This window comes from Nocardia sp. Tas62D01 (assembly GCF_055232035.1).
Window position 1 is genome coordinate 8,319,820 of sequence record NZ_JBUYUZ010000001.1, and the last position, 25,939, is coordinate 8,345,758.

Annotated in this window: 25 protein-coding genes and 2 pseudogenes; 15 read left to right on the forward strand and 12 right to left on the reverse strand. The window is 67.3% G+C overall.

From position 1 onward, the window contains the following. Positions 1 to 33: 33 nt before the first annotated feature. The gene (locus tag ACV7NQ_RS40125) at positions 34 to 1,176 is read right to left on the reverse strand and encodes an epoxide hydrolase family protein (protein ID WP_463364276.1); all 1,143 of its coding nucleotides are present in this window, start codon (positions 1,174 to 1,176) and stop codon (positions 34 to 36) included. Positions 1,177 to 1,239: 63 nt separating this feature from the next. On the opposite strand from ACV7NQ_RS40125, the gene ACV7NQ_RS40130 reads away from it, so the two are divergent. From ACV7NQ_RS40130 to ACV7NQ_RS40140, 3 genes are all read left to right on the forward strand, one after another. Further along, positions 1,240 to 2,229 carry a helix-turn-helix transcriptional regulator gene (locus tag ACV7NQ_RS40130; protein ID WP_463364277.1) on the forward strand — a complete coding sequence of 330 codons (990 nt, stop codon included), beginning with the start codon at positions 1,240 to 1,242 and terminating at the stop codon, positions 2,227 to 2,229. Between the two features lie 292 nt (positions 2,230 to 2,521). Further along, entirely contained in the window at positions 2,522 to 2,860 is a 339-nt protein-coding gene (locus tag ACV7NQ_RS40135; protein WP_463364278.1) for a recombinase family protein, read from the forward strand. Further along, entirely contained in the window at positions 2,857 to 3,024 is a 168-nt protein-coding gene (locus ACV7NQ_RS40140) for a hypothetical protein (RefSeq protein ID WP_463364279.1), read from the forward strand. The genes ACV7NQ_RS40135 and ACV7NQ_RS40140 overlap by 4 nt, the downstream gene beginning before the upstream one ends. Before the next feature lie 175 nt (positions 3,025 to 3,199). On the opposite strand, the gene ACV7NQ_RS40145 is transcribed toward ACV7NQ_RS40140, so the two are convergent. Genes ACV7NQ_RS40145 through ACV7NQ_RS40155 form a run of 3 tightly spaced genes read right to left on the reverse strand, consistent with a single transcriptional unit; the run spans position 3,200 to position 5,855 of the window. Further along, positions 3,200 to 4,471 carry an integrase gene (locus tag ACV7NQ_RS40145; protein ID WP_463357731.1) on the reverse strand — a complete coding sequence of 424 codons (1,272 nt, stop codon included), beginning with the start codon at positions 4,469 to 4,471 and terminating at the stop codon, positions 3,200 to 3,202. Beyond that, complete coding sequence (locus ACV7NQ_RS40150) at positions 4,468 to 4,791, reverse strand: helix-turn-helix domain-containing protein (RefSeq protein ID WP_463357732.1); 324 nt, start codon at positions 4,789 to 4,791, stop codon at positions 4,468 to 4,470. The genes ACV7NQ_RS40145 and ACV7NQ_RS40150 overlap by 4 nt, the downstream gene beginning before the upstream one ends. Further along, positions 4,788 to 5,855, reverse strand: coding sequence for a tyrosine-type recombinase/integrase (locus ACV7NQ_RS40155; RefSeq protein WP_463364280.1), 1,068 nt, complete (start codon positions 5,853 to 5,855; stop codon positions 4,788 to 4,790). The genes ACV7NQ_RS40150 and ACV7NQ_RS40155 overlap by 4 nt, the downstream gene beginning before the upstream one ends. Before the next feature lie 280 nt (positions 5,856 to 6,135). On the opposite strand from ACV7NQ_RS40155, the gene ACV7NQ_RS40160 reads away from it, so the two are divergent. The 8 genes from ACV7NQ_RS40160 (at position 6,136) to infA (ending at position 13,559) form a co-directional block, all read left to right on the forward strand. After that, complete coding sequence (locus ACV7NQ_RS40160) at positions 6,136 to 6,600, forward strand: hypothetical protein (RefSeq protein ID WP_463364281.1); 465 nt, start codon at positions 6,136 to 6,138, stop codon at positions 6,598 to 6,600. A 147-nt stretch (positions 6,601 to 6,747) separates the two neighbouring features. Then, on the forward strand, positions 6,748 to 7,350 hold the full coding sequence (locus tag ACV7NQ_RS40165) for a maltokinase N-terminal cap-like domain-containing protein (RefSeq protein WP_463364282.1): 603 nt from the start codon (positions 6,748 to 6,750) through the stop codon (positions 7,348 to 7,350). Between the two features lie 94 nt (positions 7,351 to 7,444). Further along, complete coding sequence (locus ACV7NQ_RS40170) at positions 7,445 to 8,041, forward strand: HdeD family acid-resistance protein (protein WP_463364283.1); 597 nt, start codon at positions 7,445 to 7,447, stop codon at positions 8,039 to 8,041. A gap of 184 nt (positions 8,042 to 8,225) precedes the next feature. Continuing rightward, entirely contained in the window at positions 8,226 to 9,551 is a 1,326-nt protein-coding gene (locus ACV7NQ_RS40175) for a S8 family serine peptidase (protein ID WP_463364284.1), read from the forward strand. Between the two features lie 181 nt (positions 9,552 to 9,732). Continuing rightward, a complete protein-coding gene (locus ACV7NQ_RS40180; RefSeq protein WP_463364285.1) occupies positions 9,733 to 11,202 on the forward strand; it encodes a three-helix bundle dimerization domain-containing protein in 1,470 nt (489 codons plus the stop codon). Between the two features lie 334 nt (positions 11,203 to 11,536). Continuing rightward, positions 11,537 to 12,292: a hypothetical protein gene (locus ACV7NQ_RS40185; RefSeq protein WP_463364286.1), complete on the forward strand. Its 756-nt coding sequence runs from the start codon at positions 11,537 to 11,539 to the stop codon at positions 12,290 to 12,292. A 248-nt stretch (positions 12,293 to 12,540) separates the two neighbouring features. After that, on the forward strand, positions 12,541 to 13,338 hold the full coding sequence (locus tag ACV7NQ_RS40190; protein WP_463364287.1) for a GNAT family N-acetyltransferase: 798 nt from the start codon (positions 12,541 to 12,543) through the stop codon (positions 13,336 to 13,338). After that, complete coding sequence (infA, locus tag ACV7NQ_RS40195) at positions 13,335 to 13,559, forward strand: translation initiation factor IF-1 (protein WP_463364288.1); 225 nt, start codon at positions 13,335 to 13,337, stop codon at positions 13,557 to 13,559. The genes ACV7NQ_RS40190 and infA overlap by 4 nt, the downstream gene beginning before the upstream one ends. A 371-nt stretch (positions 13,560 to 13,930) precedes the next feature. Here the strand turns inward: infA and ACV7NQ_RS40200 are convergent, their stop codons facing one another. The 7 genes and pseudogenes from ACV7NQ_RS40200 to ACV7NQ_RS40230 form a co-directional block, all read right to left on the reverse strand. Then, positions 13,931 to 14,509 carry a recombinase family protein gene (locus ACV7NQ_RS40200; RefSeq protein WP_463364289.1) on the reverse strand — a complete coding sequence of 193 codons (579 nt, stop codon included), beginning with the start codon at positions 14,507 to 14,509 and terminating at the stop codon, positions 13,931 to 13,933. Between the two features lie 113 nt (positions 14,510 to 14,622). Then, positions 14,623 to 15,629: pseudogene (locus ACV7NQ_RS40205) on the reverse strand (DUF4158 domain-containing protein); the annotation flags it as partial. 100 nt (positions 15,630 to 15,729) lie between these two features. After that, entirely contained in the window at positions 15,730 to 16,575 is an 846-nt protein-coding gene (locus ACV7NQ_RS40210) for an alpha/beta hydrolase (RefSeq protein WP_463364290.1), read from the reverse strand. Continuing rightward, positions 16,572 to 17,162, reverse strand: coding sequence for a TetR/AcrR family transcriptional regulator (locus ACV7NQ_RS40215; RefSeq protein ID WP_463364291.1), 591 nt, complete (start codon positions 17,160 to 17,162; stop codon positions 16,572 to 16,574). Before ACV7NQ_RS40215 ends, ACV7NQ_RS40210 begins: the two co-directional genes overlap by 4 nt. Before the next feature lie 159 nt (positions 17,163 to 17,321). After that, positions 17,322 to 18,041, reverse strand: a complete 720-nt coding sequence (locus ACV7NQ_RS40220) for a hypothetical protein (RefSeq protein ID WP_463364292.1) — start codon at positions 18,039 to 18,041, stop codon at positions 17,322 to 17,324. Then, positions 18,038 to 18,697, reverse strand: a complete 660-nt coding sequence (locus tag ACV7NQ_RS40225; RefSeq protein WP_463364293.1) for a recombinase family protein — start codon at positions 18,695 to 18,697, stop codon at positions 18,038 to 18,040. Before ACV7NQ_RS40225 ends, ACV7NQ_RS40220 begins: the two co-directional genes overlap by 4 nt. Before the next feature lie 279 nt (positions 18,698 to 18,976). After that, complete coding sequence (locus ACV7NQ_RS40230) at positions 18,977 to 19,450, reverse strand: MarR family winged helix-turn-helix transcriptional regulator (RefSeq protein ID WP_463364294.1); 474 nt, start codon at positions 19,448 to 19,450, stop codon at positions 18,977 to 18,979. 188 nt (positions 19,451 to 19,638) lie between these two features. Between ACV7NQ_RS40230 and ACV7NQ_RS40235 the strand changes: the two genes are divergently transcribed. The 3 genes from ACV7NQ_RS40235 (at position 19,639) to ACV7NQ_RS40245 (ending at position 21,676) form a co-directional block, all read left to right on the forward strand. Further along, the gene (locus ACV7NQ_RS40235) at positions 19,639 to 20,250 is read left to right on the forward strand and encodes an NADPH-dependent F420 reductase (RefSeq protein WP_463364295.1); all 612 of its coding nucleotides are present in this window, start codon (positions 19,639 to 19,641) and stop codon (positions 20,248 to 20,250) included. A 257-nt stretch (positions 20,251 to 20,507) separates the two neighbouring features. Beyond that, entirely contained in the window at positions 20,508 to 20,879 is a 372-nt protein-coding gene (locus ACV7NQ_RS40240) for a DoxX family protein (protein ID WP_463364296.1), read from the forward strand. A 143-nt stretch (positions 20,880 to 21,022) separates the two neighbouring features. Beyond that, the gene (locus ACV7NQ_RS40245; RefSeq protein ID WP_463364297.1) at positions 21,023 to 21,676 is read left to right on the forward strand and encodes an FMN-dependent NADH-azoreductase; all 654 of its coding nucleotides are present in this window, start codon (positions 21,023 to 21,025) and stop codon (positions 21,674 to 21,676) included. 455 nt (positions 21,677 to 22,131) lie between these two features. Here ACV7NQ_RS40245 and ACV7NQ_RS40250 read toward each other — a convergent pair. Beyond that, positions 22,132 to 25,261 (reverse strand): annotated as a pseudogene (locus tag ACV7NQ_RS40250) (Tn3 family transposase). Positions 25,262 to 25,443: 182 nt separating this feature from the next. On the opposite strand from ACV7NQ_RS40250, the gene ACV7NQ_RS40255 reads away from it, so the two are divergent. Beyond that, complete coding sequence (locus ACV7NQ_RS40255; RefSeq protein ID WP_463364298.1) at positions 25,444 to 25,914, forward strand: alpha/beta fold hydrolase; 471 nt, start codon at positions 25,444 to 25,446, stop codon at positions 25,912 to 25,914. Positions 25,915 to 25,939 lie beyond the last annotated feature (25 nt).

Here is a 25,939-nt window from a genome sequence, read left to right on the forward strand (position 1 = left end):
TGCTCGACCGGGGTGGATCGCCGAGATCCGGGGCTACTTACGGTGCTCGCGGAACGCGGCGCGCACGTCGTCGATGATCAGGTCGGGTTCTTCCATGGCAGCGAAATGGCCGCCGCGTTCGAACTCGGTCCAGCGCACGATGTTGTGGTTCTGCTCGGCGATCCGGCGAACGGGGACGCCGAGGTCGTAGGGCAGAACGGCCACGGCAACCGGGACGTCGGTGTCGGGTTCGGGTTGGCCCCAGGTAGCGGCGCCTTCGTAGTAGTAGCGTGCCGACGAGCCCGCGGTGCCGTTGAGCCAATAGATCATCACGTTGGTCAGCATCGCGTCGCGGTCGACGGCATCCTCGGGCACGTCGATGGAATCGGTCCAGTCCTTGAATCGTTCGACGATCCAAGCCAATTGACCCACCGGTGAGTCGGCGAGTGCGTAGGACAGGGTTTGCGGGCGGCTCGCCTGCAACATCGCATACGCGCCCAGTTCGTACTGGGCCCGTTGAGCCAGCTGCAGGGCACGCTTCTCAGCGGGGTTGTCGAGATCGGCGGTCTCGGGCGTGACGGTGGCCGAGGCGATCATCGTCACGTGCAGCGCCACTACGTGCTCGGCATCGATCACCGCCAGCTCGCGGGAAATGGCTGCCCCGGTGTCTTCTCCGTGCGCGACGTAACGGTCGTAGCCGAGCCTGGCCATCAGCTGCGCCCATGCGCGCGCGGCTCGTGCTGTCGACCAGCCGACGGCGGGGCCCGAGAAGCCGTAGCCGGGGATTGTCGGCACCACGACATGGAACGCGTCCTGGGCGTCGCCACCGTGCGCCACCGGGTCCGTCAGCGGTCCGATCACATCGAGGAATTCCACGATCGATCCGGGCCATCCGTGCGTGAGCACCAGCGGCAACGCATCGGGTTCTGCCGACCGGACGTGGATGAAATGCAGGTCGTGGCCGTCGATCTCGGTGCGGAACTGCGGGAAGGAGTTGAGCCGGGCCTCCTGCGTTCGCCAGTCGTAGGTGTTGCGCCAGTAGTCGGCCAGTTCTCTGGTGTAGTCGAGCGGGATACCCTGTGCCCAGCCCACGCCGGTTACCCCGTCGGGCCAGCGGGTGGCGTCCAGTCGCCGGTTCAAGTCGTCGAGCTGTGCCTGGGGGATGTCGATCCGGAAGGAGGTGATCTCGGTGCTCATGGAAACTACGTTAGTAGGCTCCTAGGACAGTTTCCGCCCTAGGTTTCCGGAAGAATAGTTTTTATGCTCGAGACCTCAGCGCGATTGCTCCGATTGCTCTCGCTCCTGCAGACCCCCCGCGACTGGACCGGGCGTGAACTCGCCGAACGCCTGGACGTCGACATGCGCACCGTGCGCCGCGACGTCGACAAACTTCGCGCGCTGGGCTATCCCGTGCATGCGGTCGCCGGTGCGGCAGGGTATCGACTGGGCGCCGGGGCCGTACTGCCGCCGCTGTTGTTGGACGACGAGGAAGCCGTCGCGGTCGCGTTGGGATTGCGCACGGCTGCTGGTGGCACCATCACCGGCATCGAGGAAAGTTCGCTGCGCGCGCTCGCAAAACTCGAACAGGTGCTCCCGTCCCGACTGCGCCAGCGGATCGCCACCCTGCAGGCTGCGACGGTAACCATCCCGGCCGGCACCACACAGGTCGATCCAAAGACACTCACCGCCATCGCCGCCGCGATTCGCGATCGGCACCAGCTCCGATTCGATTACCGTACCTACGACGGAAGCACCGCCCGTCGGACCGCCGAACCGCATCGGCTCGTCCACACCGGACGACACTGGTATCTGGTCGGCTGGGACGTCGACCGCGCCGACTGGCGCACCTACCGGGTCGACCGACTGCAGCCACGCATCCCGACCGGACCGCGATTCGATCCGCGCCCGGCGCCCGAGATCGATCTCACCGGTTTCGTCTCGCGCGGTGTGAGCACTGCCCCCTACCGCTACCAGGCTCGAATCACCTTGCATGTTTCGGCGGCGGAGGCCGCCGATCGAATTCCCGCTACCGTCGGTGTCATCGAGGCCGTCGACGAGACATCCTGCCTGCTGCACACGGGTTCGAACTCGCTGGACGAATTGGCCGTCTATGTGGGGCTTTTCGGCTTCGGATTCCGAGTGCACGAACCGCCCGAACTCATCGACCACCTGTGCGCGCTGGCGCACCGCGTCACCGCAGCCATCTCGCCCAGGGCTGGCGCACCTGGTTCGGCTCACCACACGTCATGATCCGCACCCAGCGAAGCTGGATTTATCTGAGCTCGGAGCACTATTTCCTTGAGCATCGGGTTGGGCCGTAAAACGGCCGCACCGGCTCCCTCCGGAAACCAGCAGCTCGCACACCACGCCCTTTGGGGCACAACCCGTGTGCGATACCTACGAGACAGAACCGGACATGTCAGCCCTTTACGGGACAGCCCCGGGCATGGCTCGATTCGGATACGCGCGAGTATCAACCCGCAGGCAAAAAGACGACTCCCAGATCGACGCCCTCGCCGACGCCGGATGCGAACGGATCTGAGTGGACAAGGCAACCGGCAAGCTCACGCGCCGCCCGAAGAGGGACAAATACTTCGAACACCTGCGCCGCGGCGACGAACTAGTGATCACCCCGCTCTCGCGCCCATTCCGCTCGGCGCGGCACATGACCGAACTCGCCGCCGCACTCAACGAGCGCAGCATCGACCTCATCGTGCTCAAACAGCGCATCGACACCACCACCCCGGCCCGACGGTCCCTGCTCCACGCCATCGCCGCCATAGACAAGATGACCGCCGACCTGATCAGCGAAGGCACCCTCGAAGGCATGGAATCCGCGCGGACCCGCAGCCGGGCCGGCGGCCGCCCCACCCGCCCTTGACCAAGTTACAGGTGCTCGAGGCCCGCGAGATGTACGACGAACTCGACCAGCAAGGCAAATGCAAATACACCGGCGCCCAGATCGCCGACACCTCCGGCGTCTCCCGCAAAACCATCTACCGCCACCTCGAACGCGACAGCTACCCACGCCACCGGCAGCAGTAGACGAATCACGCTGAGCGCGAACCTACTTTGCGGCTCGGGCCAGCTTCAGGATTCCGGGCTCTCCCGTGGGTTCATCGCGACTGAAGCGATTTCAACGGGAACCCACGGCTTTTCGGCGCTCGCAGATCTGGAATGCGGTGGGTTCGTGGCCGGATTCTAGCCGTTCCGGACTGTTCTATCGGCCAGGTGGCTGTTCGATTTCGTCGCTGAGTAGGTGCTCGGCGACGGTCGAGTAGCGCAGGGCGGTCTCGTGGTGGATGTTGAAGACAAGGGACAGGTGCAGTGGGTCCGGTCCGGCGGTGAGGGCTTCGTGCAGGATGCGGTCGGCGCGGATTCGGTCGATGCTGAATCCGTTGTGCCCCAGGGAGAAACGCGCGAATTCGTGGCTGACCGGTCCTGTGCCGTGGACGGTGCGGGGGCTGACGAGCAGGTGTGAGTTGGGGCTGTGCGGCCAGGTGGTGCGGCGGTGGTTGAGCCAAGCTCGCATCGCCCGGTAGGTGAGGTCGCCGACCCTCTGGTTGTGGCCGGCCAGAGTGATGCGGCGGTTGGGCAGATCAACGTCGTCGAGCATCAGGTTTCTGATCGTGTTCGTCCGGGCCGCGTGTTCGGCGGCCAAGGCAAGGGCGAGACGGTCGGATGGCCGGACGGCCAACTGCTCGATGATGCGGATCTCGTCGTCGGTCATCGGCACCATCGCGGGGTCGATGTGTGGTGCTTTGACGCCGATGGTCGGGTTGTCGAAGGTGAGGCCACGTTTCTTGGTGGTTCGGAACAACGAGCGCAGCGCCTGAACTGCGTTGTTGCGCTGGTAGCCGTGCAGCGGCTCGAGGGCGGCGTAGATGTCGGATTTGGTGACTTCCCGCAGGTGACCGTAGTGGGTCGCCCATTGGCGCAGGATCGGCCGAACGTCGCCGAAATAGGCATATAAGGTGGCGGGCGAGCGGGGTCTGGCGCGGGCGTCGCCGTCGAGCAGAACCAGCAGCCAGGATCGGACCGGACTGGCGAATCCGGGCGCGAGATCGCTTGTCGCGCGGTCGATCCAGGAACGAACCGGCGGTGTCGAATCGTCGTGAAGGAGATCCAGATCGGCAAGCACCTCGATCAGCCGTGTCCTGGACACGTGGCGGTGAGGTCGCTGACGGATCTCGCTCACCGGCACCTTGTCACCGGCGGTCCGCCCGTCGAGCACGGTGACCAACCCATCGAGCACGCAGTGCAAGGTCGACGGGCTCCAGCCCCTCGTCGCGGCGAGCTGCTGCGCGTGCTGCGCCGCCGCCCGCAGGGCGGGATCGCTGACGGTCAGCGCTTGGTGCTGCCAGCGTGACGGGAGCGGCTCACCGTTTCTTCGCCGGTAGTAGGAGGCAAGTGCCGAACAGGTTCGGCTGCAATAGATTTTGTCTCGCCGCCGTTTCTCCGGCAGCGGAGTGCCGCAGTGCAGGCAGTTCATCGAGGCGGCAGCGACCTCCCGGTCCGGGCGCGTGGGACGACCGGCCGAACCTCGCCGACCGCCGCAGGCGTGTCCTCGGCCGCCGGAACCGGTGCGGTGACGGTCTCGGGTTCGGGGATGAGCAGTTCCTCGACGCCGCAGCCGAGGACAGCGCAGATGACGTCCAGGTCGCGGAGTTTGACGACATTCGGGTTGCCCGACCACAGCCCGGACATCTTCCCGGCGCTGATAACCAGCTCGCGGTCGGCGAGCATGCGTTGCAGTTCGCTGGCCTTCCAGATGCCGCGGTTGGCCGCGGCCAGGCGCAGGTTCCATTTCATCGGGTGAGTCCTTTCCATCGGTCGGCGACCCGGCGCTGCCCGGTCACCCACGCGTCTTCGACATGGGTGGCGTGGACGTGGATATACCGGGCAGTTGTGGCCGTCCAGGAGTGACCACATAATTCCTGGATCGCGAACAGGTTCATCCCAGCGAGATAAAGCTGGGAAGCGCAAAAATGGCGCAGGACATGCGGTGTCAGTTTCCCGGACCAGGTCAGCAGATGCCGGTCGGCGGCATCGGCGAGGGCACGGCGGAACACGTCGGCGGTCGCGCGCATGGCGGTGCCGTCGGTGTTCTTACGCTCGGACGGAAACAGCGGCGTCCCGTGGCGCGAGGGGTCGATGTCGAACAGACCGAGGACGTCCTCGATGAACCAGCGCAGACTCCGGTCGGCGCCGTTGATCAGCGGCACCAGTCGAGGTTTCGGGCCCTTGCGGCGAGATCCCTTGCCATGGCGGACATTCAGCTTTCCGAACCGGCCCAGCTCCCACCGCACGTCGTCGAGATCGAGCATGCGGGCCTCGTTGATCCGCAAGCCGACATCGGCGGCCAGGCGGGCGACGGCGTAGTTGCGGGCGATCGGGGCGAACTTGCGGCAGGTCGCCAGCTCTGCGCGCCACCCGGCGAACAACTGCTCGATCTCCTCGGCCGTCGGCGGGATGCGTAGCTGCGGATCCACCGACGCCCGCGGCCGGTTGATCTCGTCGAGTGGGCATTCCACGACCCGGCCGGTGAGATTGTGCAGCTCGACCTTGTGTCGCAGCTCCAGGAAGTGGAAGAACACCGTCAGCGCGGCCGCGCGGCCGGTCCGCGTGGATGGCTTCGCCTCCCGCAGCACCTTCCCAAAATAGGTGTCGGCGTCGGAAGGCTCCATCTCCCACAATGGCCGACCGAACCAATCCCGAACCAGCTCAAGGTGATTGACGTCGTTACGGATCGTGGAGTCCACCAGCCCCGCGGAGGCCCGCGCCAGAACAAACCCAGATAGCACGTCGGTCTCGAACGCGGCGAGTTCGTCCTCGGTCGCCGGAGCCCGCAGATCCCGCACCGCCGCGAGCGCCAACCCACGCCTCCTTGATTTCACTCCCAGTGAAGAACTATCGCTACAGCCGTGATCTGATCGGCCGCAGCGAGGCTACTTCAGTCGAGTGATATGGCGCAGGGGAACGAGGAAACCGCCAGGCCCAGGCACGAAACGGCAGGGGGGAGAAGACAGGACGGCTCAGGAACTCGTCGACTGTTGGTTACTCGAAGGCGCCGCTTCCTGGGCGTCGACCGGATGGGCGGTCGGTCACGTCTGCGCCATCGTCGGCCTCATCCTCATCGCACTGGGCTGGGGCGCTTTGCGAAATCACCTGCAGGGCAACAGGAATGAGAAACTCGCCTACATCGCCGCCACCCTGGGCTACATCGGCTCCGCGCTGAGCATCTCCTACTATGGCGCCGAGGTGTACGGGCTGCGGGCCATCGCCGCCCGCGCCGTCGCCGACGGCAATGCCTCCTTCACCGCGGTCGGCGAGGACTTCCAGACAGACCCGATCGCGGTCACCGTCTTCGCCATCGGACTCGTCCTCATCGCCGCGGCGGCAATCTTTGCCGCCATCGCCATCTGGCGCTCGGGCAGCATGCAGCGCTGGAGCGGCATCCCGCTGGCCCTCGCATCGGTCACCTACCTGCCGCACTTCTACCTCCCGCACGCCGCACGGATCGGCTGGGGCGCACTGGTCACCGTCGGCGCCTGCTGGATCGCCGTCGAACTCTTGCGCGCGTCCGCCGTCACCCGTACTGTCGAATTCCAGTCCGCCTGAGCAGTATTCAGCAAGTGCGGAAAGCGACCGACTATCCCCGCCAGGCCGGGGCATCGAATCCGATACCGACTCGCCGGTCGGTCGCCGGTTACAGTGCGACGTGGCTGTCATCTATGAGACCACCATGTCGCTATCTATGAGACCACCATGTCGCCCGGCAAGCTCGAGTTGCTCGCCGCCTGGTTGCCGACGCGGGCTTGGTTCCGCGACAGTGGGCAGCCGCCGCAGTTGCGGAAGGCCGGTGGCTTCCGGCTCGACGATCCGGCGGGCGAGGTCGGGATGGAGTTCATGATAGTCACCGACAGTTCCGCGGCGGAGCCGGTGACCTACCACGTGCCCCTGACCTATCGGGGAGACCCGCTCGACGGCGCCGAGGACGGACTTGTCGGCACCTCGCTGCACGGCGTACTCGGCCAACGGTGGTTATACGACGGTACCCGCGACCCGGTGCTGGCGGCCCAGGTGGCGACGTTGCTGGCGGGCAAGGCGCAGCCACAGGCGCAGCAAGCGAGCGACACCCCGGACATTTCGGTCACCGTGACCATCGCCGATACCGGGTTCCCCGCAGGCGAATTGGTGTCGACTCGGGACGGATCGGACTACACCGACATCACCCTTGGCGATTCGGTCATCCGCATCGAACGTGTACTGCGCCCCGGCCCGGAACCGGAAAGTGCGCACGTCACCGCGCCGTGGCAACTCCCTGATGGCACCCACGCGCGCGGGGTCTTCCTGAAATCCGGCTCCTGACAAGGCCAGTCGACGCGCGTCGATCGACGACCCGCGACACGGGGATCTAAGCAAACATCAGGTTATCCACGCCTCTGCGTCATATCATGTAGCTATGCCCGAAAACGAGAGCGCGGGGCGTGGAGGTGTGCTTTTCCATGGGGCACGGGAGGCGGTGCTGATTGCCGGCGGCTGCTCGGTGGTCCTGGGGCTGGTGATCGCGGTGTGGCCACATAAGTCGGTGGCCATCGCGGAGCTGCTATTCGGGCTGTATCTGGTGCTCAGCGGCGTGCTACAGGTGATCATCGCGGTGGTCGCCCGGTTCGCCATGCCGTTGCGCGTGCTGGTGTTCGTCAGCGGCGCGCTGTCGTGGTTGTTGGCACTGTTGTGCTTCAGCAGCGGCAATTCGGTACTGCTGCTTGCCTTGTGGGTCGGCCTGGGCTGGGCGATCCGCGGCATCGTCCAGGCCACCGTGGCGGTGTGGATCGACAACATGCTCGAAGGCGGTAAACAGGAACTGTTCGGCCTGTTCACGATGGTGTTCGGCATCGTGCTGATCGTCGCGCCCTTCAACGCACTCGACGCCATGGCGCTGGTCGCGGGTGGGTGTCTGATCGTGATGGGAGCGCTCGAGATGCTGACCGTCAGTCGCCGGCGCGGCGGCCCGGTGCGCCTCCCGGACGCGGCCCGGGTTCCGGTGGCGCCCAACTGAGCTGGCGGGCGGACGGCACAACAGGTTGACTGTGCACCATGGCATCGACAGACCGGCGTCGCAGTTCGAATGGGTCATCGGGAACCAGCGTGCTCCGGTCGCCGGCGGAATTGATCGTCGTGACCCATCGCCTGAAGGCCGCGATCAGATTGCGCTCGAGACCACCCGCACCACGGAATCACACGTGTCCGAGCTGCTTCCGGACGGTGCTGAACTTGTCCGAATCTTCGGGCCCGCCAACCGACTCCACCACAGGCTGGCGGGCACACCGGCGGAGCCAGAAGGGGCGGACTATCTGAACTACTTCGCGGTGCGCGGGGTCGCCGACAACCTCGAGGCGGTCGCCGAACGGCTGCGCGGCGACGACACCGTCGAGGCCGCCTACATCAAGTCGCCCGCCGAACCGCCCATCGCTCCGATTGATGCCGGTGTCGATATCGCACCGTCCCTGGCCGACGCGCCGCCGGTGACCCCGAGTTTCGAAGCGCGACAGGGTTATCTGGATGCGGCGCCGCAGGGCATCGACGCGCGCTGGGCGTGGACGCGACCGGGCGGGCGCGGCACCGGCATTCGCATCGTGGACGTCGAGGGCGCCTGGCGCTTCACCCACGAGGATCTCCTCGACAATCAGGGCGGCGTGATCGGCGGTACCCCGTCCACCGACGCGGGCTGGCGCAACCACGGCACCGCGGTCGCCGGGGAGATCAGCGGGGACGTAAACGCCTTCGGTATCACCGGTATCGCGCCCGAGGCGAACATCCGAGCGGTGGCGATCTTCGGAGCCGGATCGGCCGCCGCGATCCGCGCCGCGGCCGACGCGCTCAGCGCCGGGGACGTCATTCTGCTCGAATTGCACCGTCCCGGACCCCGATTCAACTACGCGGCCCGACCGGACCAGGGCGGCTACATCGCGATCGAATGGTGGCCCGACGACTACGCGGCGATCCGCTACGCGATCGACCGCGGCGTCATCGTGGTGGAGGCCGGTGGCAACGGCGCCGAAAACCTGGACGACGCACTGTATGACACGCGCCCCGCCGACTTTCCGGCGTCGTGGCGCAACCCGTTCCGCGGCGGCGCCGACGACTCCGGCGCCATCATCGTCGGTGCGGGCGCGCCACCGCCGGGGTTCCGCGGCCGCGATCACGGACCGGCACGATCGCGACTCGCGTTCTCCAACTACGGTTCTCGCATCGATGTGCAGGGCTGGGGCCGCGAGGTGACCACCACCGGCTATGGCGACCTACAGGGCGGCAGCGACGAGGACCTCTGGTACACCGACGTTTTCAGCGGCACCTCCAGCGCGTCGCCCATCATCGTCGGCACCGTCGCCTCCTACCAGGGCATGCTGGCCGCCGGTCCTGGACGCACCACACCGGCGCGGATACGGGCGCGACTGCGTGAAACCGGCTCGCCGCAGACAGATGCACCGCACCGACCCACGACGCAGCGAATCGGCAACCTCCCCGACTTGCGTGCCCTGTTCGGCACAACTGCACCGACGGCGTAGCAGCTGGTATCGACCACCTCCCGGCGCTGCGCTGAGGTGAGCAATCGGACCGGTTGCTAACGCCGGGACAACGGCGGGTGTCGGATTGCCAAGGGTGCGTTGAACTTTGCGTATGTACGCCGTAGAGCCGCCGAAAATTCCGTAGGGTTTGCTGCGGCGCGGGCAGGGCGGTGTTTCTGTCGTGACTTCAGTCCGATGTGAGGCCGAGGAGATTGTGGTGGGTGGCGTTACTGTCCGCGAAGAGCAGGCGATCCGCCGGTTGACCGATCGGCTGGTCGAGAGCTACACCGACACCTACCCCGTAGAACGCATCGAGGCCGCGGTGGGGAGCGCGCGACGGCGCTTCGAGGGCCATCCGGTGCGGGAGTTCGTCCCCATTCTGATCGAGCGCGTTGCGCGGCGCGAACTGGAAACGGCAACTGCTGACACCGCCGAATCAACGGTTGTCGCCGAATCAGCCTCAGCCACAACGGGTACCGTCGGATCAGCGCGGAATTGGAGTTTCCGAGGTCGTGATGTGCGCCAGCTCGTCGGGAACCTCCCCGGCACGATCTTCACGAAGAAGCGCGCCGTACCCCTGTCCATCGCCGCCGCCATCCTGGTCGCCGCGATTGTGGTCGTAGTCGCTGTGCGCCAACCGGATTCGCCCACCGCCGCCACACCGGTCGCGCAGTCGCTGACCACCGTGCACGGTGTGGTCGGGTCGGAGAAGATGGCGTTCTTCCAGGACCCGAAGGTGATCGACGCCCTGGCCCGCAGCGGGGTGAAGGTCGAGGTCGATCCGGCCGGTTCGCGGCAGATCGCCACCTCGATCGATCTCGGCAAGTACGACTTCGCGTTTCCGTCGAGTGGCCCTGCGGCCGAACGGATCCAGCGGGCCCGCAATATCAGCGCGAAGTACACGCCGTTCTCGTCGCCGATGGCGATCGCGACGTTCCAGCCGATCGCGGACCTGCTGACCACGGCTGGCGTCGTGCACCCCGGCCCGGTCGCGACCTTCGATATGGCTCGCTACCTCGAACTCGTCCGCTCCGACACCCAGTGGGACTTCCTTCCCGACAACACCGGCTACCCCGTGCGCAAGAACATCGTGGTCTCCACGACCGACCCGCGCAGCTCGAACTCCGCGGCCATGTACCTCGCCATCGCCAGCTACGTCGCCAACGACAACACCGTCGTGCAGGGCCCGGCCGCTGAGCAGTCGGTCCTGCCCACAGTGTCGAAGCTGTTCGTCCGCCAGGGCTACACCGAGAACTCCAGCGACGGCCCGTTCAGGGAATACCTGTCGGCGGGCATGGGCCCGACCCCGCTGGTCCTGATCTACGAGGCCCAGTACGTGGAGGCCGCCGCGCAGGGCCAGCTCAAGCCCGGCATGGTGCTGACCTACCCGTCGCCGACCGTGCTGTCCAAGCACACCCTGGTTCCGCTCAACGCGGAAGGCGACCGCATCGGACGCCTGCTGACCACCGACCCGCAACTGCAGCGACTGGCCGCCGAACACGGCTTCCGCACCGGCGACACCGCCCCGTTCGCCAAGGTCACCGCCGACAACCATGTCCCGGTGCCTGCCGACCTCATCGATGTGATCGACACCCCGACCTACGACACCCTCGAGCACCTGCTCGACGGGGTCACCAAGTCGTACAACTAACCGTCGCGCTGCCACTAGTTCCGGCGCGTCCGGCCTCGCCTCCGGACCCCGCAGCGTCACTTGCCGAAGCCGCGTCGCGCACGGATCCCGGCGCCCTCGGGTCGGCCGGGGTGTTGCTCCGACGTCCGCCGAGACGACCGTAGGCAGTGCCTCGACCCGCCGAGGTACCAGAGGGATCTGTCGGCCGCACTCCACGACGTCCGCAGACCTGCTCCCGACGCATTCCGGCTGGTGAGTACCCTGGATGCCGCGATTGGGGTGGCTCGGCACTCGTTGCCGCATGCTCTTTTCGCGGCATGTTCGGCCTGAGGGGCTGGAGGGAAAGGAGGCTCCCTTGAACGGGATCCGCACCCGGGCGGCCAGGTACGACACCGCGGGCGCGGCAGGCATGAACGACATGCTGGTGTTCGGCACCGGCGTCGACTGCTACTTCTCGCATCGTCCAATGTTTCTGCCGCCATACAACTTTCAGGTAGTACTCGATATCGAGCTGGACGAGCGCGGGCAACGAGCGCTCGGCGCCGACCGGCGGGTCGGATACGACGGCGTCCACTCCTTCGATCCGGACGGCTTCGCGCTCGCGGAGCTGGACCCGCGCCGCGAGCGGCCACGCACGGCCTTCCACGGCACCCTGATTCGCGGCTACCGCGAACGCGGCGGTGTGCCGATCGCGAAGGATGTGCGGGCGACGGTTCGGTCCGTGGTTTCCTTCGCCGTGCTGGACCCGCACAGCCGCCGCGGCGGCGAGCTGCTCACTCACCTGTGCTTCGGCCGGAGTGGACGGCTGTATCTGGCGCACCGGATCGCGCGGCGGCCCAGTTTCGACCAGATCGTGGTCGCGCGCCTGATCCCCGGCAGCGTCACCGACATGCTGGGTGCGCCACTGCGGGATGACGTGCGGCACTGGGAGTTCGACCATGCGCAGCCGATCATCCTCGGGCAGCGCGAGTTCACCGGACAGCGGCTGCGGACCGGCGAGATCGCGGTAGCCGCGTTCCACACGACGGCCTCCGTCAGCGGGGCGCACGGCCTCCTCGCCGAGATCGCCGTCGAGCGCCAGATCTACTTGGAGGTCGCCGACCTGGCCTGATAGCCGGGCACGGTCGATGATCGCGCCTCGGTGTGAATACGCCGGAGGTTGCCAATCGGTCGCCGAAAAAGGAGTGGCCCGTGGGCCGGTGTGGTTGGTAGCCTGTCGGGACCGTGACATCGTGCGAGGAGGTGAGACCCATGAACGCTGCATCGAAGTGGGTGCTCCCTCTCGCCGTCACGGTTGGGCGAACGTCGTAGTTGTCGCCGGGAGCGCCTGAGCAACGGCAATCCCGAGAGGCGACAACCATGTATTCACAACATTTCACGTTCGAAACAGGCGAGCCCGCCGCCGTTATCACGCGGGTCGCGGACACCCAGTGGCACGCCGCGGTGGACGGCCGGGTGGTCGGCAGCGGCGACGTGGCCCGGCGGCCGGACGGGCGGCTCTTCGTCAGCGTCGACGCCTGGCACGCCACCGTGTTCGACCAGCTCGCCGCGGCCCTGCGGGCCGAGCTGCCGCGGCCGCTGTACACCGTGGTGGACGAGGTCGAGACCGACCTGACCGCAGACTGGCGGCGGGCGGGCTTCACGCCGGGCCGCCGCGAGTGGGAGTATTCCGTGCCCACCGACCCGGCGGTCACCGGACTCGACGCCACCGCACCGCCGCCGGGGGTCACGATTGTGGCCGCGGGGGCCGCGGCGGAAGGTCCGCTGCGGGCATTGGACCGGGCGATCCGCGACGAGGTCGAGGCGACCGTCGGCTGGCAGGACCTGCCCGCCGAAGTGCTGCCCCGCCCGGACGGCGACACCGTCGTCGACCCGTCCAAATACGCGGTCGCGGTGCGATCGGGCCGCTATATCGGGCTGATTCGCGTGGTGCAGGCGACCCGGCAGCCGCGCATCGGCCTGATCGCGGTCCCTGCCGGGGAGCAACGCACCGGCGTGGCGCGGGCGCTGCTGGCGCACGCGCTGGGCACGCTGCACCGGGACGGGCTCGGCCCGGCGTACACCGAGGTGAACGAATCCAACACCGCGGCAACGGCGCTGTTCGACGGCATCGGCGCCCGGCGCGTCGGCAGCAACCTGGAACTGGTGCTGCGATGACCAAGACGAGCAAGGGCATCGAGATCGAGGGCACCGTGCTGGAGTGCCTGCGCAACGCCATCTTCACGGTAGAGCTCGCCAACGGGCACACCGTGCTCGCGCACATCAGCGGGAAGATACGGAAGAACTACATCAAGATCATGCCCTTCGACCGGGTCTTGGTGGAGCTCAGCCCGTACGACCTGGCCCGCGGCCGGATCCTCTTCCGATACCGGACGTAACCGGTCCCTAACCCACGTGAGTGGCAAGTGTCGTCCTGGCGACACTTGCCACTCACATGGGTCTTGAGCAGGGGGTGAGCCGGAACGCCGGTGGCTACGACCTGCGGCAGTGCGTGACGTCCCACGTCGGTGGCCCACCCCCTGCCCCCAACCGGACGCGTCCACGTGCACCGTGCACCGCACCTGGTCGCCGGCCTGCAGGTCCGGCACCTCGCGCGAGTCGAGTGACGCGATCATGGTGCCACCGGGTTCACCCTCGACGGCGGTCGCAGGCGTCGCGGCGGGCACACTGCGCAGTGTGGATGCCGTGTCGGGAACGAAGTTCGGGTAGTGCCCGGTCAGCTTCGGTGCGGCGCGCAGGGGTGGCGCGGCTATGGGGTCGTCTTGTTGAGGTGTCGGTAGATGGTGGGGCGGGTGACGCCGAATTCGGCGGCGATCTGGTCGACGGTGTAGCGGCGTTTGCCGTGTTCGTCGAGTTCGTCGTACAGCTGCCGGGCCAGCAGTACCTGCCGACGACCGAGTTTGGGTTTCTGGCCGCCGGTGCGCCCATGGGCGCGGGCCGCGGCCAGTCCGTCGCGGGTGCGTTCGGACATCAGCGCGTGCTCGAATTCGGCTATCGCGCCGAGGATCTGGAAGAACATGCGGCCGACGGCGGTCGAGGTGTCGATGCCCTGGTCCAACACCACCAGGTCCACGCTGCGGTCCTGCAGAGTTTTGGCCAGCTCGATCAGATGCTCGAGGGACCGGCCGAGCCGGTCGAGTTTGGTCACCACCAGTTGGTCTTTGGGCCGGTTGGCAACTAGCAGGGCCTTGCTCAACTCGGGGCGGGAGGCGAGCTTGCCGGAGGCCTTGTCGATGAAGATCTGTTCGCACCCGGCCGCGGTGAGTGCGTCGTGTTGGGCTTCGGGATGCTGATCGCGGGTGGAGACGCGTCCGTAGCCGATTCGCATGGCCCGGGAGTGTATTGCGAACCCCGACAGGTCGACACTGGTGCGTACACGGCAGCCGTTACAGATTCGACGGGATCCGGCTTGCGGGAACCCGCAGTCGCCCAACGGGCGGGCACCCTGCGGGAACCGGTGGCATTCAGCTCCCGAAGGATGTCCACCGCGATCAGCAGCTCGGTCGCTGCGGTGCACCAGCGAACCGCACCGTCAACAACACGTGCGGAGTGAACTGCCGCAGGTAACTGTAGGAGGAACCCAACACGGCTAGATGCCCGTGATCACGCGGCAGCCGGGGCTTGGCCGGCGCTATCGCCGCACGCAACCGCTCCCACCCGATCTTCTCGCCGCGGATCAGGCCACCGATCTCCTCGTCGGGGATCTGTGGGTCGGTGATGATGGACAGCAGCTCGTCCAGCAACGCTTGCCGGTCTTCACCGGCCTTGCCGCGTTCGGTCAACTCCTCCTGCATCCGCTTTTCAGCCGTGCTGAACTTCGCCGAGATCGCCTGGTCGAACAGCTGCACCACCTCGTCGAGCACATCGGTGGCCGACTGCGCCAGCACCGTCAACAGGATCGGGTAGCGGCGCTGCGGATCCCGCCGTTCCAGAGCCTGCGGCGTCAACCGGCGGCCCATCGTGGCCAGGAACCGGCGCCGCTCCGCAGGAAGCACCGACATATCCAGCGTGTCCGCGCCCAGACCACGCAGGAACCCCAGCTTGTCGACCTCGGCCTTCACCGCCTTTGCCGACGCCTCCACCGGCCCGGTCGACAACCGCCGCAACCGTGACATCCCGATCGAAACATCAGTGGCCAGCAACGCATCCAGCTCCACACACCGCTCAGGGGTGAACTCGTGCGCGAATCGGTCGTAGGTTTCCTCTTGAGCCTGCTCACGGGCGTGGGCGACCCGCTCCACCACCGTGACCGGACCCGGCCGGATCACCCGCGCCGAGACCAGGTACTCACACGCGAGCCGGAACAGCAATGCCAGCGAATCATGCTCCCTCGCCCGCGCCAACAGAAACTCATCCAGCTCCTTCAGCTCCAGCCCACTCCCTGGTCGCCATCCCAGATATTGCGCCACAAGCCGCACATGATCCGAGCGCGTCTGAGCCCGCCGACCATCCATGACCACGGAGCTGACGACCATCCGGCGGCCTGTGTCGGAACGCATGGGATGTTTGTCTCCGGCACCGGCACGCATCGGCGCGAGTACGCCGATGTCAGCGCGTGCCGACGCGGGCAGCGAGGAGCAGGTCCAGCATGAGATCGACGAAATCGACCGGCTCGTCGGTGAATCCGCTATGGCCGCCGGGGAATATGGTCAGCGGAATGCCCAGGTTCTCGGCGAGGGCCGCGGCCGGGCGGTGCGGGAGTTGCCCCCGGGTCAGTTCGCTCGCGCCGAGCACGAGACGATCGGAAACCGTTGCGAGCGCGGCCTCGTCGGGCAGGTACGAGGTGACCGGCCGCAATTCGTGTTCAATCATCAAGGGGCCGTTGGCCATCAGCCTGCGGACCATGGCCCCGGTGCGCGGCGACAGCGAGTCGGGGTCGGGCAAACCCTTCATGGTGCCGCCGATGCCGGCCTCGAAACGAGCGCCCGCGGCCGCGGGACCCTGGGTGCGGAAGACCTCGTAGACCTCGTCGACGAAGGCTCGATGGTCCGCCGCGTCGGGCAGCACCTGGAATGTCGGGGGTTCGTGGGCGATGACCAGCCGCAGCCGCCCGGGGTGCCGGGCGAGCAGATCGAGCGCGACGACCGCACCGCCGCTGCCGCCGAATACATGCGCGTCTTCGCCTGCGGGAGTGAGGTGTTCGAGGATTCGGTAGGCGTCGTCGCTCATCGCCTCCATCAGCAGGTCCCCGCGTTCCGGGTTGTCGAGTGTGCTGTGGGAGTAGCCGCGCGGATCGATGGCGACGACGGTGAAATGTTCGGCGAGGGTGTCGGCGATCGGATCGAAGACAGCGGCGTCACCACCGCTGCCCGGCAGCAACAGCAACACCGGGCCGCTGCCGCGCACCTCGTAATAGATGGTCGCGCCGGGGACCTGCAGGGTGTCGCTTCTCATTTCTTCTCCTCGTTAGCGGTCGACGGCCACTGCTCGAGTGCGACGTGCAGGGCGTCGATGATGCGTTCCCAGGAGGCCGCAGTGGGTCGGGAGTGCCCGAAACCACCGGTCGCCTCGAGGTTCGTGTAGCCGTGGAAGGTGCTGCGCAGCAGGCGAACCGCGTCGGTGAGGTCGGGTTCGTCGAGGCCGTAGGCGCGCAGCATCCCGTAGGTCAGGCCGATGCCGCGCCGCCAGCCCGGCCACACCTCGGCCACGGCGGGATCCAGTGGCAGCTGCGTCGCCGCGTAGCGGCCCGGATGCTCCAGCGCGTACTTCCGCCAGCCGTGGGCGAACGCAGCGAGCGCGTCCCGGCCGGCCCGACCGGCGACCGCCGCGGCGATCAGGTCGGTCTTCTCCTCGGCGGCCAGCATTGCCACCCGACCGCGCAGGTCTTTGATGCTTTTGATGTGGGAATACAGGCTCGCGTCTTTGACGTCGAACTTCCGTGCCAGGGCGGACACGGTGATGTTGTCGAAGCCGACCTCGTCGGCGAGATCGGCCGCGGCGAGGACGATCTTGTCTGCCGTGAGACCGGCGCGTGGGGACATGTCACCTCCATACCTAGGGTAATTAGGATAAAACCTAGTGATCCTAGGCGCAAGTGCGATTGTCGCCGCGACACGCCCGCGACCGATGAGTTCTCCGGCCTTGGGGACCAACAGAACAGCCAGTAACGCTAAGCACTTGATCTTGGCTTCGGACTCCGGTCAGTCGTCCTCGTCCGGAGCGTCGGCGAAGATTGGGTGCAGCGGAACCCCTACTGCTATGCGCGCTTGACTGAACTCCTCCTCCGCTGGGCCGTTCAACTCGTAGGTGTTGCGGAGCAGCGGCACCGGCCAGTCGGCCGTGCGCATCGCCTCGGATTCGGTCACACCAGCCGTGGCCGCCCATCTTCTGAGACCGCGCAGAGCGGCGTCCGCCGCCGCCGAAGTCATGTTCGCTGCGCACACCAGCCATCCGTCAGCGGCAAGTTCTTCCCCGGCTGCGCACTCGGGGCTTCCCTTGGACGGGCCAAGCGGCTCGTCTGTCCCGACGACCAGGACGCGGACGCCGTCCGCGCGGGCGAGGAACAGCACCACCCGGGACGTGTCTGCCTGAGCTTGCACATCGCGGGCCGCCGCAACCACCCTGTCCCACAGGTCCGCCGCCGGTACCTCGTCGAGGTTCACGGTTTCACTCTGGCCGCCCTGCGGCATGCGGTCCGCCGGCATGCGCGCACCCACCCCGTCGGCTTTGAGCCGCCGCAAGACGGACCGTTCCACCTGCCGCGCAGCCTCCCGGGAGGGGAGCAGCACCGCGCGGTACAGGCGCCAGCTCTGGCTCCGGTGCTGAGCGATCCGCGAGGAGTCCAGGCTGGCGATCCCGACCTTCCCAACCTGAGTGGCACTGTGCGTCACCACGTAGACGTGGGTGGGCGTCGCGGTCATGCGTTGATCTCCGCCCGTGCCGACGCGCGCAGTTCGGCGAGGTCGGGAATGTGGTTGTAGAGCGTGCCGGGGCTCACGCCGAGGAGCTTGGCGATCGAGGTGATGGAGCGTCCGGCGTCGGGCAGGAGGTCACGGGCGGCGCGGATGACTTCCTCGGTGGCGACGGTGGGGCGTCCGCCGACTCGGCCGCGGGCGCGGGCGGCGGCCAGGCCCTCGCGGGTGCCCTGGACGATGAGTTCGCGGATGAACTCGGCGAGGGCGGCGAAGACGTGGAAGACGAGCCGTCCGCCGGGAGTGGTGGTGTCGAGGTTCTCGTGGAGCGAGGTGAAGCCGATGCCCCGGTCGCGGAGTTCGGCGACCATGTTGATGAGGTCCTGGAGGCTGCGGCCGTAGCGGTCGAGCGAGGGGACCACGAGGGTGTCGCCGGCGTCGAGGAAGGCATGGCACGCCTTCAGCTCCGGGCGGAGCGCGGTCTTGCCGGACTTCTTGTCCGCGAAGATCTTCCGGCACCCGGCGGCAGCAAGGGCATCGATCTGCCGGTCGAGCTTCTGCCCGCCGCTCGACACCCGGGCGTACCCGATCTTGATCTCAGTGCGCACCAGCGGCTCGGCGACGAGGAGTTCGGGGTGGCCGGACGGCTTTAGGGGGTCACTCATGCCCCCGGATCATGTCAGAAAACGGTGGTCCGGGGTTCTTGAATGGCCCAGGTTTTTGAAGGGGTTTTTGAAGGGCTCCGGGTTCTTTTCGATCTCGAAACGGTGATCTTCAGAAAACGTTCGTTTTCTGAAGGCGGGGCTCGTCGACCCGCATAGTCCGTCTTCGTTGGATCGGAGTGCTGGAGCAGGGGGTTCGCGCATTGCCGGGGTCCTCGTCGGCGCCCTGGGCGGGACACTGGCGGCACGGTCGGCGGAAGCCGTCCCGGCCGGCGTAAGGACTCATGCCGGCTTTTGGTCGATCTCGGCGAGTCGCGCCTCCACCTGGCCTCCCAATTCGCTGAGAAGGTCCATCTGCGCGGGGGTCATGTGGTCGATCAGCACATTGCGCACGTCAGCCAGGTGGAGCGGAGCGGCTGTCTCGATGAGGGTGCGGCCCTGTTCGGTGATGACCACGACGGCCCCCCGCTGATCGGTGGCACAACGCTCGCGGCGGATGAGGTTTCGGTTCTGCATGCGGGTCAGGTGCTGCGACAGGCGACTCTTCTCCCATTGCAGCGCATCTCCGAGTGCGAATGATCTCAGGCGTCCTTCGGGCGCCTCGGACAGGTGCGCCAGCACCTGGTAGTCGGCGGTGGACAGCCCGCTGTGGGTGCGCAGCTGCCGCTCGATGTATTCGGACAGGCCGGCCTGCATCTTCATGAGACTGCGCCAAGCCCGCTGTTCACGCTCGTCCAGCCATCGCGGTTCGTCCATGAAGGCCACCCTACCGCTTTGGTTGACATGTTAACTAGTCCATGCGTACGATTTGGTTAACACCTCAACCAAATTGGTTGGCGGAGGCCGGTGCCGTGCCCGAAAGGAACGCGGCGACGGTAGCCGGACGGCGAAGCCGCTCTGCCGTCTCGCCAGCCCTCAGCAATCGACTAGAACGGGAAACACGCATGTCTGCAGACACCCGCTACGCCATCGTGGGCAGCGGAAACATCGGTTCGGCGCTGGCGCGCCTCTTCGCCAGGGCCGGAGTCGGGGTAAACATCGCCAACACGCGCGGACCGGGCTCGATCAGTGCACTCGCCGCTTCCCTGGGCTCCACGGTCCGGGCCGTGACGCTCACCGAGGCACTGGCGAGCGACGTCATCTTCATGGCCATCCCGTTCGGCGCGGTCGAGGCGTTCGGCAACTCCCTGCCCGACTGGAACGGGAAGATCGTCGTCGACACCACCAACGCGCACTACGCGCCCAACGCCGGCGACATCCTCAAGGGCCGGCTCTCCTCGCAGTACGCGGCCGAAGTCCTGCCCGGCGCACAGATCGTGAAGGCCTTCAACCAGCTTCCCGCCCAGACGCTCGCCGCCGAAGTGCCCTCCGGCCAGGGCAAGCGCGTGGTCTTCGTCTCCAGCGACTCCGGGGAGGCCAGCTCCCGGATCGCTGAGCTCGCCCGCACGCTCGGCCTGTCGGCGGTGGAACTCGGCAGGATCGACGAAGGCGGACGCCTCATCGAAGTTCCCAGCGCACTGGTGCTCAGGAACTTCACCGAACAGCCGCTCACCTGATTGGCCGCGTTCCGCCTCCCATGGCGGCACGGCCAGCCCCGACGAGCCGTCCCGCCTCAGCGTCTGCCCGTCACCGGCCGCCACCGCGGCAGCCGGCCCGCTTCCAGGCCGCCGCGCCGCAGCGCTCTCCATCGATGAGACCGCACTTCAGCAACGCTCGTGCGTGAGCAGCGAAATCCGCCGGAACACCCATCCTCCACGGACGCCGGTTCCTCACAGCTCAGGCGGTCCGATCACTCTCCAGAAAGGCATGACCCGTGTTTGTCTTCGCCGCCGTGCTGAGCGTGCTGCTCGCCGTTGTCGGGCTGGCCGCCGGACTACCGAAAGCCCTGCTCAAGGGCAACATCCCAGCCCAGTTGCAGTCTCCGGGAGGCCTCAGCGCCCCGCTGGTCCGGTTCATCGGGCTGGCCGAGCTGGCCGCAGCCGCAGGGCTCCTCGCCGGTCTCTTCTGGCAGCCCATCGGCGTTGCCGCCGCTCTGGGATTCGCAGCCGTGCTCGTCGGAGCCATCGGCTTCCACGCCAAGTCCGGCGACTACGCCAACCCCGAGACCCGCGGTAACGCGATGGCACCCGCCATCCTCACCATCATCGCGATCGCTGCCGCCGTCACTCTCGTCCTCGCCTCCTGACCAGGGCCGGAATCCGCGGCGCCACAGCTCATCCTCCGCCCGGCAAACCCGGCCGGGTGATCGCGCGATCACCTCTCCGCGTGCACCCTGACCGTTCGTCCGTACCTGCTTCCCGCACCCCGTAGACACCTGAGGAACATCCCATGGCCACTCTTCTGCACCTCGATTCCTCGCTGTTCCCCGGCGACGTCTCCTCCTCCCGCGCCGTGACCGCCGCCTTCCGCCAGACCTGGCAGGAGCACCACCCCGAGGGCACGGTCGTCCACCGTGACCTCGCCACGAACCCCGTACCGCACCTCACCGCCGACGCCCACACCGCCGGCCAGACCGATCCGGCCGCGCACACCCCCGCCCAGGCCGACGCCTTCGCCCACCGCCTGACGCTGATCGACGAACTGGAGAATGCCGACGCCGTACTGATCGGTGCCCCGATGTACAACTACTCGATCCCCTCCACCCTCAAGGCGTGGCTCGACAACATCGTCCTCGTCGGCCGCACCGCCGCCGTGGAAAACTCCAAGCTCAAGGGCACCCCCGTCACCGTCGTCGCCAGCCGCGGCGGCTCCTACGCCCCGGGCACGCCCCGCGAGGGCTACGAATACGTGCAGAACTACCTCACGGCCGTTCTGGCCGACGCGCTCGCCCTGGACGTGAACTTCATCGTCCCGGAGCTCACGATGGCCGTACACAACCCGGCGATGTCCGAGCTGATCCCCCTCTTCGAGGCCTCCCGCCAGCGGGCATTTGAAGACGCAGCCTCCACGGCCAAGGCCATAGCCCATCGCATCGCCGCCTAGAAACGGCGACCCTCCGGACGGCGGCCCGTGACGCACGCGTCACAGCTGTCGTCCGGATCCCTGTACAGCCGCCCCCGCGAACGGCAAATACGTTGGACCTTGACGGAAAAGTCCGTGGCAGCAATCCCACAGAGGGCCCCATCACAGTCGGGGCCGGGCCCGGAAGCATGGCCGGCCTCTACCCGGAAGCCGGTGAAGGCCTGGGAGTCGTGGACTTCGGTCATGGTCTCTGCGTGGTCGCTCGGCCGGCGGTTTCCGCCGGGATGCGGGGACGGGGCACGTTCGCGGCGGCAGATCCCAGGTCGACCCGCGACGCAGTCTGATATAGGCCCGGGCGACCGAGCCTCATCCGATACTCGCTGCCGCAGCTGCCGCGATCTCTGCATCCTGCCCATGCCGGTCGGCAGCGGGCTTCCCTGAGTACAACGACCCGCCCCGGACGGCGGATGCGGCGCTCACTCGTCCTGGCCGTCGTCGTCATCGTCGAGGTCGGCAGTGTCCGGGTCGCGTAGAGGCCGCAGCCCCTGGACTGGCTGAGAGGCGGTGAAGCTGTAGCGGCCAAGGCAGTTGAGGTTCTTGTGCTTGAGCGGGGACAGACGGGCGATGTCCTGGTCCCTGATCTCGTGGCCCTCGGCGCGGAGCTGGGCGACAGCGGCGTCGATGTAGCGTGTTGTCCACAGGACCACGGCGTTCAGCACTAGCCCCAGCGCCCCTAGCTGGTCCTCCATCCCGTCCCGGTACGCCTGGTGGATGGTGCCCTTCTTGCCGTGGCAGATGTCGCGGGCGAGCTTGTGGCGGGATTCCTGGACGGTGAGCTGCTTGTGCATCTGGCGGCGGTAGGTATCGTCCACCGGGTCGACGACGGCGAGCAGGTGCAGGGTCTTGGCGATGCGCCCGTACTCGGCGAACGCCTGCCCCAACGGGGCGGGATGCCCCTCGCGGCCGAACATCCGCAGCAGGTCGTAGGCGCGGACCTGGTTGGTGACCAGGGAGCCGGCGACCCTCAGCATGTCCGGCCAGTGCGTGATCACCTTCTTCACGTTCACCTTGTTCCGCGCGATCGCCTCCAGCGGCCCGTACCCGCCGGCCGTCTCGGCGCCGGGCATCTCGGCCTTCCAGAACCGCTGGTCTTCGAGGTCCTTGAAGCGCGGGGAGAAGCGGTAGCCGAGCAGCTTGAAGATGCCGAACACCATGTCGGAGTAGGAGGCGTTGTCGGTGGCGACCATCTCCGGCTTCACCCCGCCGTCCAGGTTCAGCAGCGCGTCCAGGATGAACAGGGAGTCGCGCGGGGTCCCGGGCACCACCATCTGCCCGATGCCAATGACCTGGTCATTGATCGCGTTCAGCCAGGTGATGCCGGTCTTCTTCGCGAAGTACTTGGGTGAGGGGGCGGCGTTGATGGTCCGGACGGGGACGACGAACCGCAGGCCGTCGACGGACGCAAGCAGCCCCTTTCCCCAGTGTTCGACGATGGGCACCTGGGCCTGGGCGGCGATCAGGGCCGCGTTCGCCGCGGCGAGGGTGTCCGCGCGCAGGTAGTACTGGTCGACGTGGACCAGCCGTGAGCGGGTCAGAGCCTCGTGGTTCGGGTTGATGACCGGGGTCATCCCGATGTTGCACGCCTCGCTCACCAGCAGGGCGACGACCGAGGTGGTCAGGTCCCTCATCCGGGTTCTGCCGTCGCCCAGATGCACGAAAGCGTCCAGGAACCCGGTCCATGAGTACACCTCGAACAGCAGGTCCGGCAGGTCGATCTTCGGAAGCATCTTCTCGACCCGCTCGCGCAGCCACTTCAGCGACTTCGGCTCACCGAGCGCATGGAGCTTCTCCACGTTCAGCTTCGCCCGCCCGTTCGGCTGCACCTCGATGCTGATCTTCGCGTCGGCGCCCGCCTCCTGAAGCCGCTCGGCCATCTGCTTCCACGTCGCGTCCAGCACAGCGACCAGTTCCCGAAGGTGCTGTTCGGCGTCCTCGTCCAGGCTCAGGCCCGCAAGGACGTCCTCGCGCACCGCCTCCCACCCCTTGCCCTGAAGCAGCCGGGCTCGCGGATCGGACCAGCGGTGCGAGGGCGAGGCGAAGATGTCGCGACGCCTCAGCGCGCCGAACAGCTGCTCCAGCACACACACCACGTACGCATCCCGGTCCACCGCCCCCTGCGGCAGCTCCGCGTTCGCGTACACCGCCTTGCGCCAGTGCACCGGCACCAGCTTGTCGTCGACCTCACGCGGCAGCAGCGGCTTCTCGCCCACCTTCCGCCGGGAGAGGGCCGGGAGCCGCTGCACACCGGTGAGGATCCGTCTTCCGGCGGGCGCCGCATCCAGCGCCTTCGACTCGCAGCGACAGGAACGGCTTGACGGTGTTGTAGCGCAGCGCCAGCGCCCCACGCAGCGCAGTCTCCGCCGTGCCGTCGTCCTCCGGCACCAGGCTCACCACCGTGGCCGCCGCGCTGGAGAGCGCGGCCCGGGGCGCGACCTCCTCCAAGGCCCGCCACAGCGCAGCCACGTCAACATCGCAGCCGCTCGCCTCGATGAGCTCCAGCTCCTCGATGATCGCCTTCGAGACCCGGGCGGTGATCCGTGCCGCCTTCTCCAACTGCGGCAGCGTGAACAGGCGCTGCTTGTCCGTGGACCGCCTCGCGGAGCTGATCAGCCGGGTGGCCATCAGGATCTCGAAAAGGTCCAGCGCGTCGTCGATCGCCTTCGCCTCCAGGTGGCGCATCACCGCGGTAAGCATCGCCGTGCGCTTGGGCTCCGGGGTCCGCTCCAGCTTCGGCGCCTTGGTGCCCAGCCCGTACCGGGCCAGCGCGGACAGCCGGTTCGGCGGAACCTGCTCCAGCCTGAGGCGGCCCAGCTGGAAGGCGGCGATGTCCTCGACCCGCTGCAACGCGCCCTTCATCGCGGTGCCAGTGGTCCGCGTCGGCGGCCGACGCATCCGCTCCAGCTCCGAATGCCGTTTCCCCTCCGGCGTCTTCAGCGTGGCGACCAGGTCGCCGGGCAGAGCCGGGTCCGCCCGCCGGGCCGCCCTGGCGACCGTGGCGTGCAGCCGCTTGTCCGCGACGCCGCGGACCTCGGCGACCTGCCGGGCCAGCACACTCACCCCCGGCAGGAGCACCCGGTTACGGCGCAGCCAGCCCACCGCGTGATCGAACAGAGCCTTCGGCCCCTCCGCGTGCGCCGTCCACGCCCTGCCGTGCAGGAACGCCCGGAACTTCCGGCCCTGGTCGTGGTCCTCGTACGGGTGGTAGCCGTACGCGTCACGTATCTCCCACGCATGCTCGTACGGCGTCGGCCTGCGCTCGGTATACCGCTTGATCTGGGAGACGTCCCCGATCCCCAGCTGCTCGGCCAGATGCTCGACGACCGGCCACGGCACCGCGAGGGGGTCCTCCAGGAACAGCCCGATGTACCGCACCGTGCACATCTGGAGAGCGAAGCCGAGACGATTGTGGTCACCGCGCCGCTTCGCGATCAGCTTCAGGTCCTCGTCGTCAAGGAAGAAGAACCGCTCCAACTCGGGCTTCGTAGGCTCCTCAGCGAACTTCCCATACGCCTCAGCCTGCTCATCAGTCAGAAATTCCACCGGCATGCGGCGGACCGTAGCCATCCCCCACCAGCCATCGGGGACCTTCCGCCGAACCCCCGCACTGCACCGATCACCTGTGCTAGAAGCCCAAGATCAAGTGCTTAGCGTTACTGGCTGCTCCGCTGGTCCCCAAGGCCGTTCTCGCCGCGCGCCCGGTCGACACACACGAACACCAAGGACCACAAATGGACGCGGCCGCCTTCGCGCCGCTGGCGGATCTGCTCGCCACCGACCACACGGTGCTCACCACCGACCCGCGCGGGCACCAGGGCAGCGTGCTCGATGACCCGGAACAGGACTCGAACCCGCATCAGCGTGGCGACGACCTCGCCCGCCTCATCACCGAGGTGAATGCGGGCCCGGCCGTGGTATTCGGCTCCAGCGGCGGAGCAGTCACCGTGCTGGCCCTCGCCCAAGATCGACCGAACCTGGTCACCACGGTCGTCGCGCACGAGCCGCCGCTGCTCGACCTGCTCGACGACCGCACGAAACTGCACGCGGAAACCGAAGACCTCATCGCCACCTACCAGGGCGGCGACGTGCTGGGCGCATGGAGAAAATTCATGGCACAGGCCAACATTCAGATGCCGGAGCCGATGCTCGCGCAGATTTTCGGCGGCGAGCGCGAGCCGCGGCAACGGGCGAGTGAGAGTTAGGGCCTGTAATTAATTAATCCGTAAC

Excerpts from the sequence above, each read along its gene's own strand:
- ACV7NQ_RS40125 (WP_463364276.1), bottom strand. The coding sequence starts at position 1,176 with ATGAGCACCGAGATCACCTCCTTCCGGATCGACATCCCCCAGGCACAG.
- ACV7NQ_RS40130 (WP_463364277.1), top strand. The coding sequence starts at position 1,240 with ATGCTCGAGACCTCAGCGCGATTGCTCCGATTGCTCTCGCTCCTGCAG.
- ACV7NQ_RS40145 (WP_463357731.1), bottom strand. The coding sequence starts at position 4,471 with ATGAACTGCCTGCACTGCGGCACTCCGCTGCCGGAGAAACGGCGGCGA.
- ACV7NQ_RS40150 (WP_463357732.1), bottom strand. The coding sequence starts at position 4,791 with ATGAAATGGAACCTGCGCCTGGCCGCGGCCAACCGCGGCATCTGGAAG.
- ACV7NQ_RS40165 (WP_463364282.1), top strand. The coding sequence starts at position 6,748 with ATGTCGCCCGGCAAGCTCGAGTTGCTCGCCGCCTGGTTGCCGACGCGG.
- ACV7NQ_RS40170 (WP_463364283.1), top strand. The coding sequence starts at position 7,445 with ATGCCCGAAAACGAGAGCGCGGGGCGTGGAGGTGTGCTTTTCCATGGG.
- ACV7NQ_RS40190 (WP_463364287.1), top strand. The coding sequence starts at position 12,541 with ATGTATTCACAACATTTCACGTTCGAAACAGGCGAGCCCGCCGCCGTT.
- infA (WP_463364288.1), top strand. The coding sequence starts at position 13,335 with ATGACCAAGACGAGCAAGGGCATCGAGATCGAGGGCACCGTGCTGGAG.
- ACV7NQ_RS40200 (WP_463364289.1), bottom strand. The coding sequence starts at position 14,509 with ATGCGAATCGGCTACGGACGCGTCTCCACCCGCGATCAGCATCCCGAA.
- ACV7NQ_RS40210 (WP_463364290.1), bottom strand. The coding sequence starts at position 16,575 with ATGAGAAGCGACACCCTGCAGGTCCCCGGCGCGACCATCTATTACGAG.
- ACV7NQ_RS40215 (WP_463364291.1), bottom strand. The coding sequence starts at position 17,162 with ATGTCCCCACGCGCCGGTCTCACGGCAGACAAGATCGTCCTCGCCGCG.
- ACV7NQ_RS40220 (WP_463364292.1), bottom strand. The coding sequence starts at position 18,041 with ATGACCGCGACGCCCACCCACGTCTACGTGGTGACGCACAGTGCCACT.
- ACV7NQ_RS40225 (WP_463364293.1), bottom strand. The coding sequence starts at position 18,697 with ATGAGTGACCCCCTAAAGCCGTCCGGCCACCCCGAACTCCTCGTCGCC.
- ACV7NQ_RS40230 (WP_463364294.1), bottom strand. The coding sequence starts at position 19,450 with ATGGACGAACCGCGATGGCTGGACGAGCGTGAACAGCGGGCTTGGCGC.
- ACV7NQ_RS40235 (WP_463364295.1), top strand. The coding sequence starts at position 19,639 with ATGTCTGCAGACACCCGCTACGCCATCGTGGGCAGCGGAAACATCGGT.
- ACV7NQ_RS40245 (WP_463364297.1), top strand. The coding sequence starts at position 21,023 with ATGGCCACTCTTCTGCACCTCGATTCCTCGCTGTTCCCCGGCGACGTC.
- ACV7NQ_RS40255 (WP_463364298.1), top strand. The coding sequence starts at position 25,444 with ATGGACGCGGCCGCCTTCGCGCCGCTGGCGGATCTGCTCGCCACCGAC.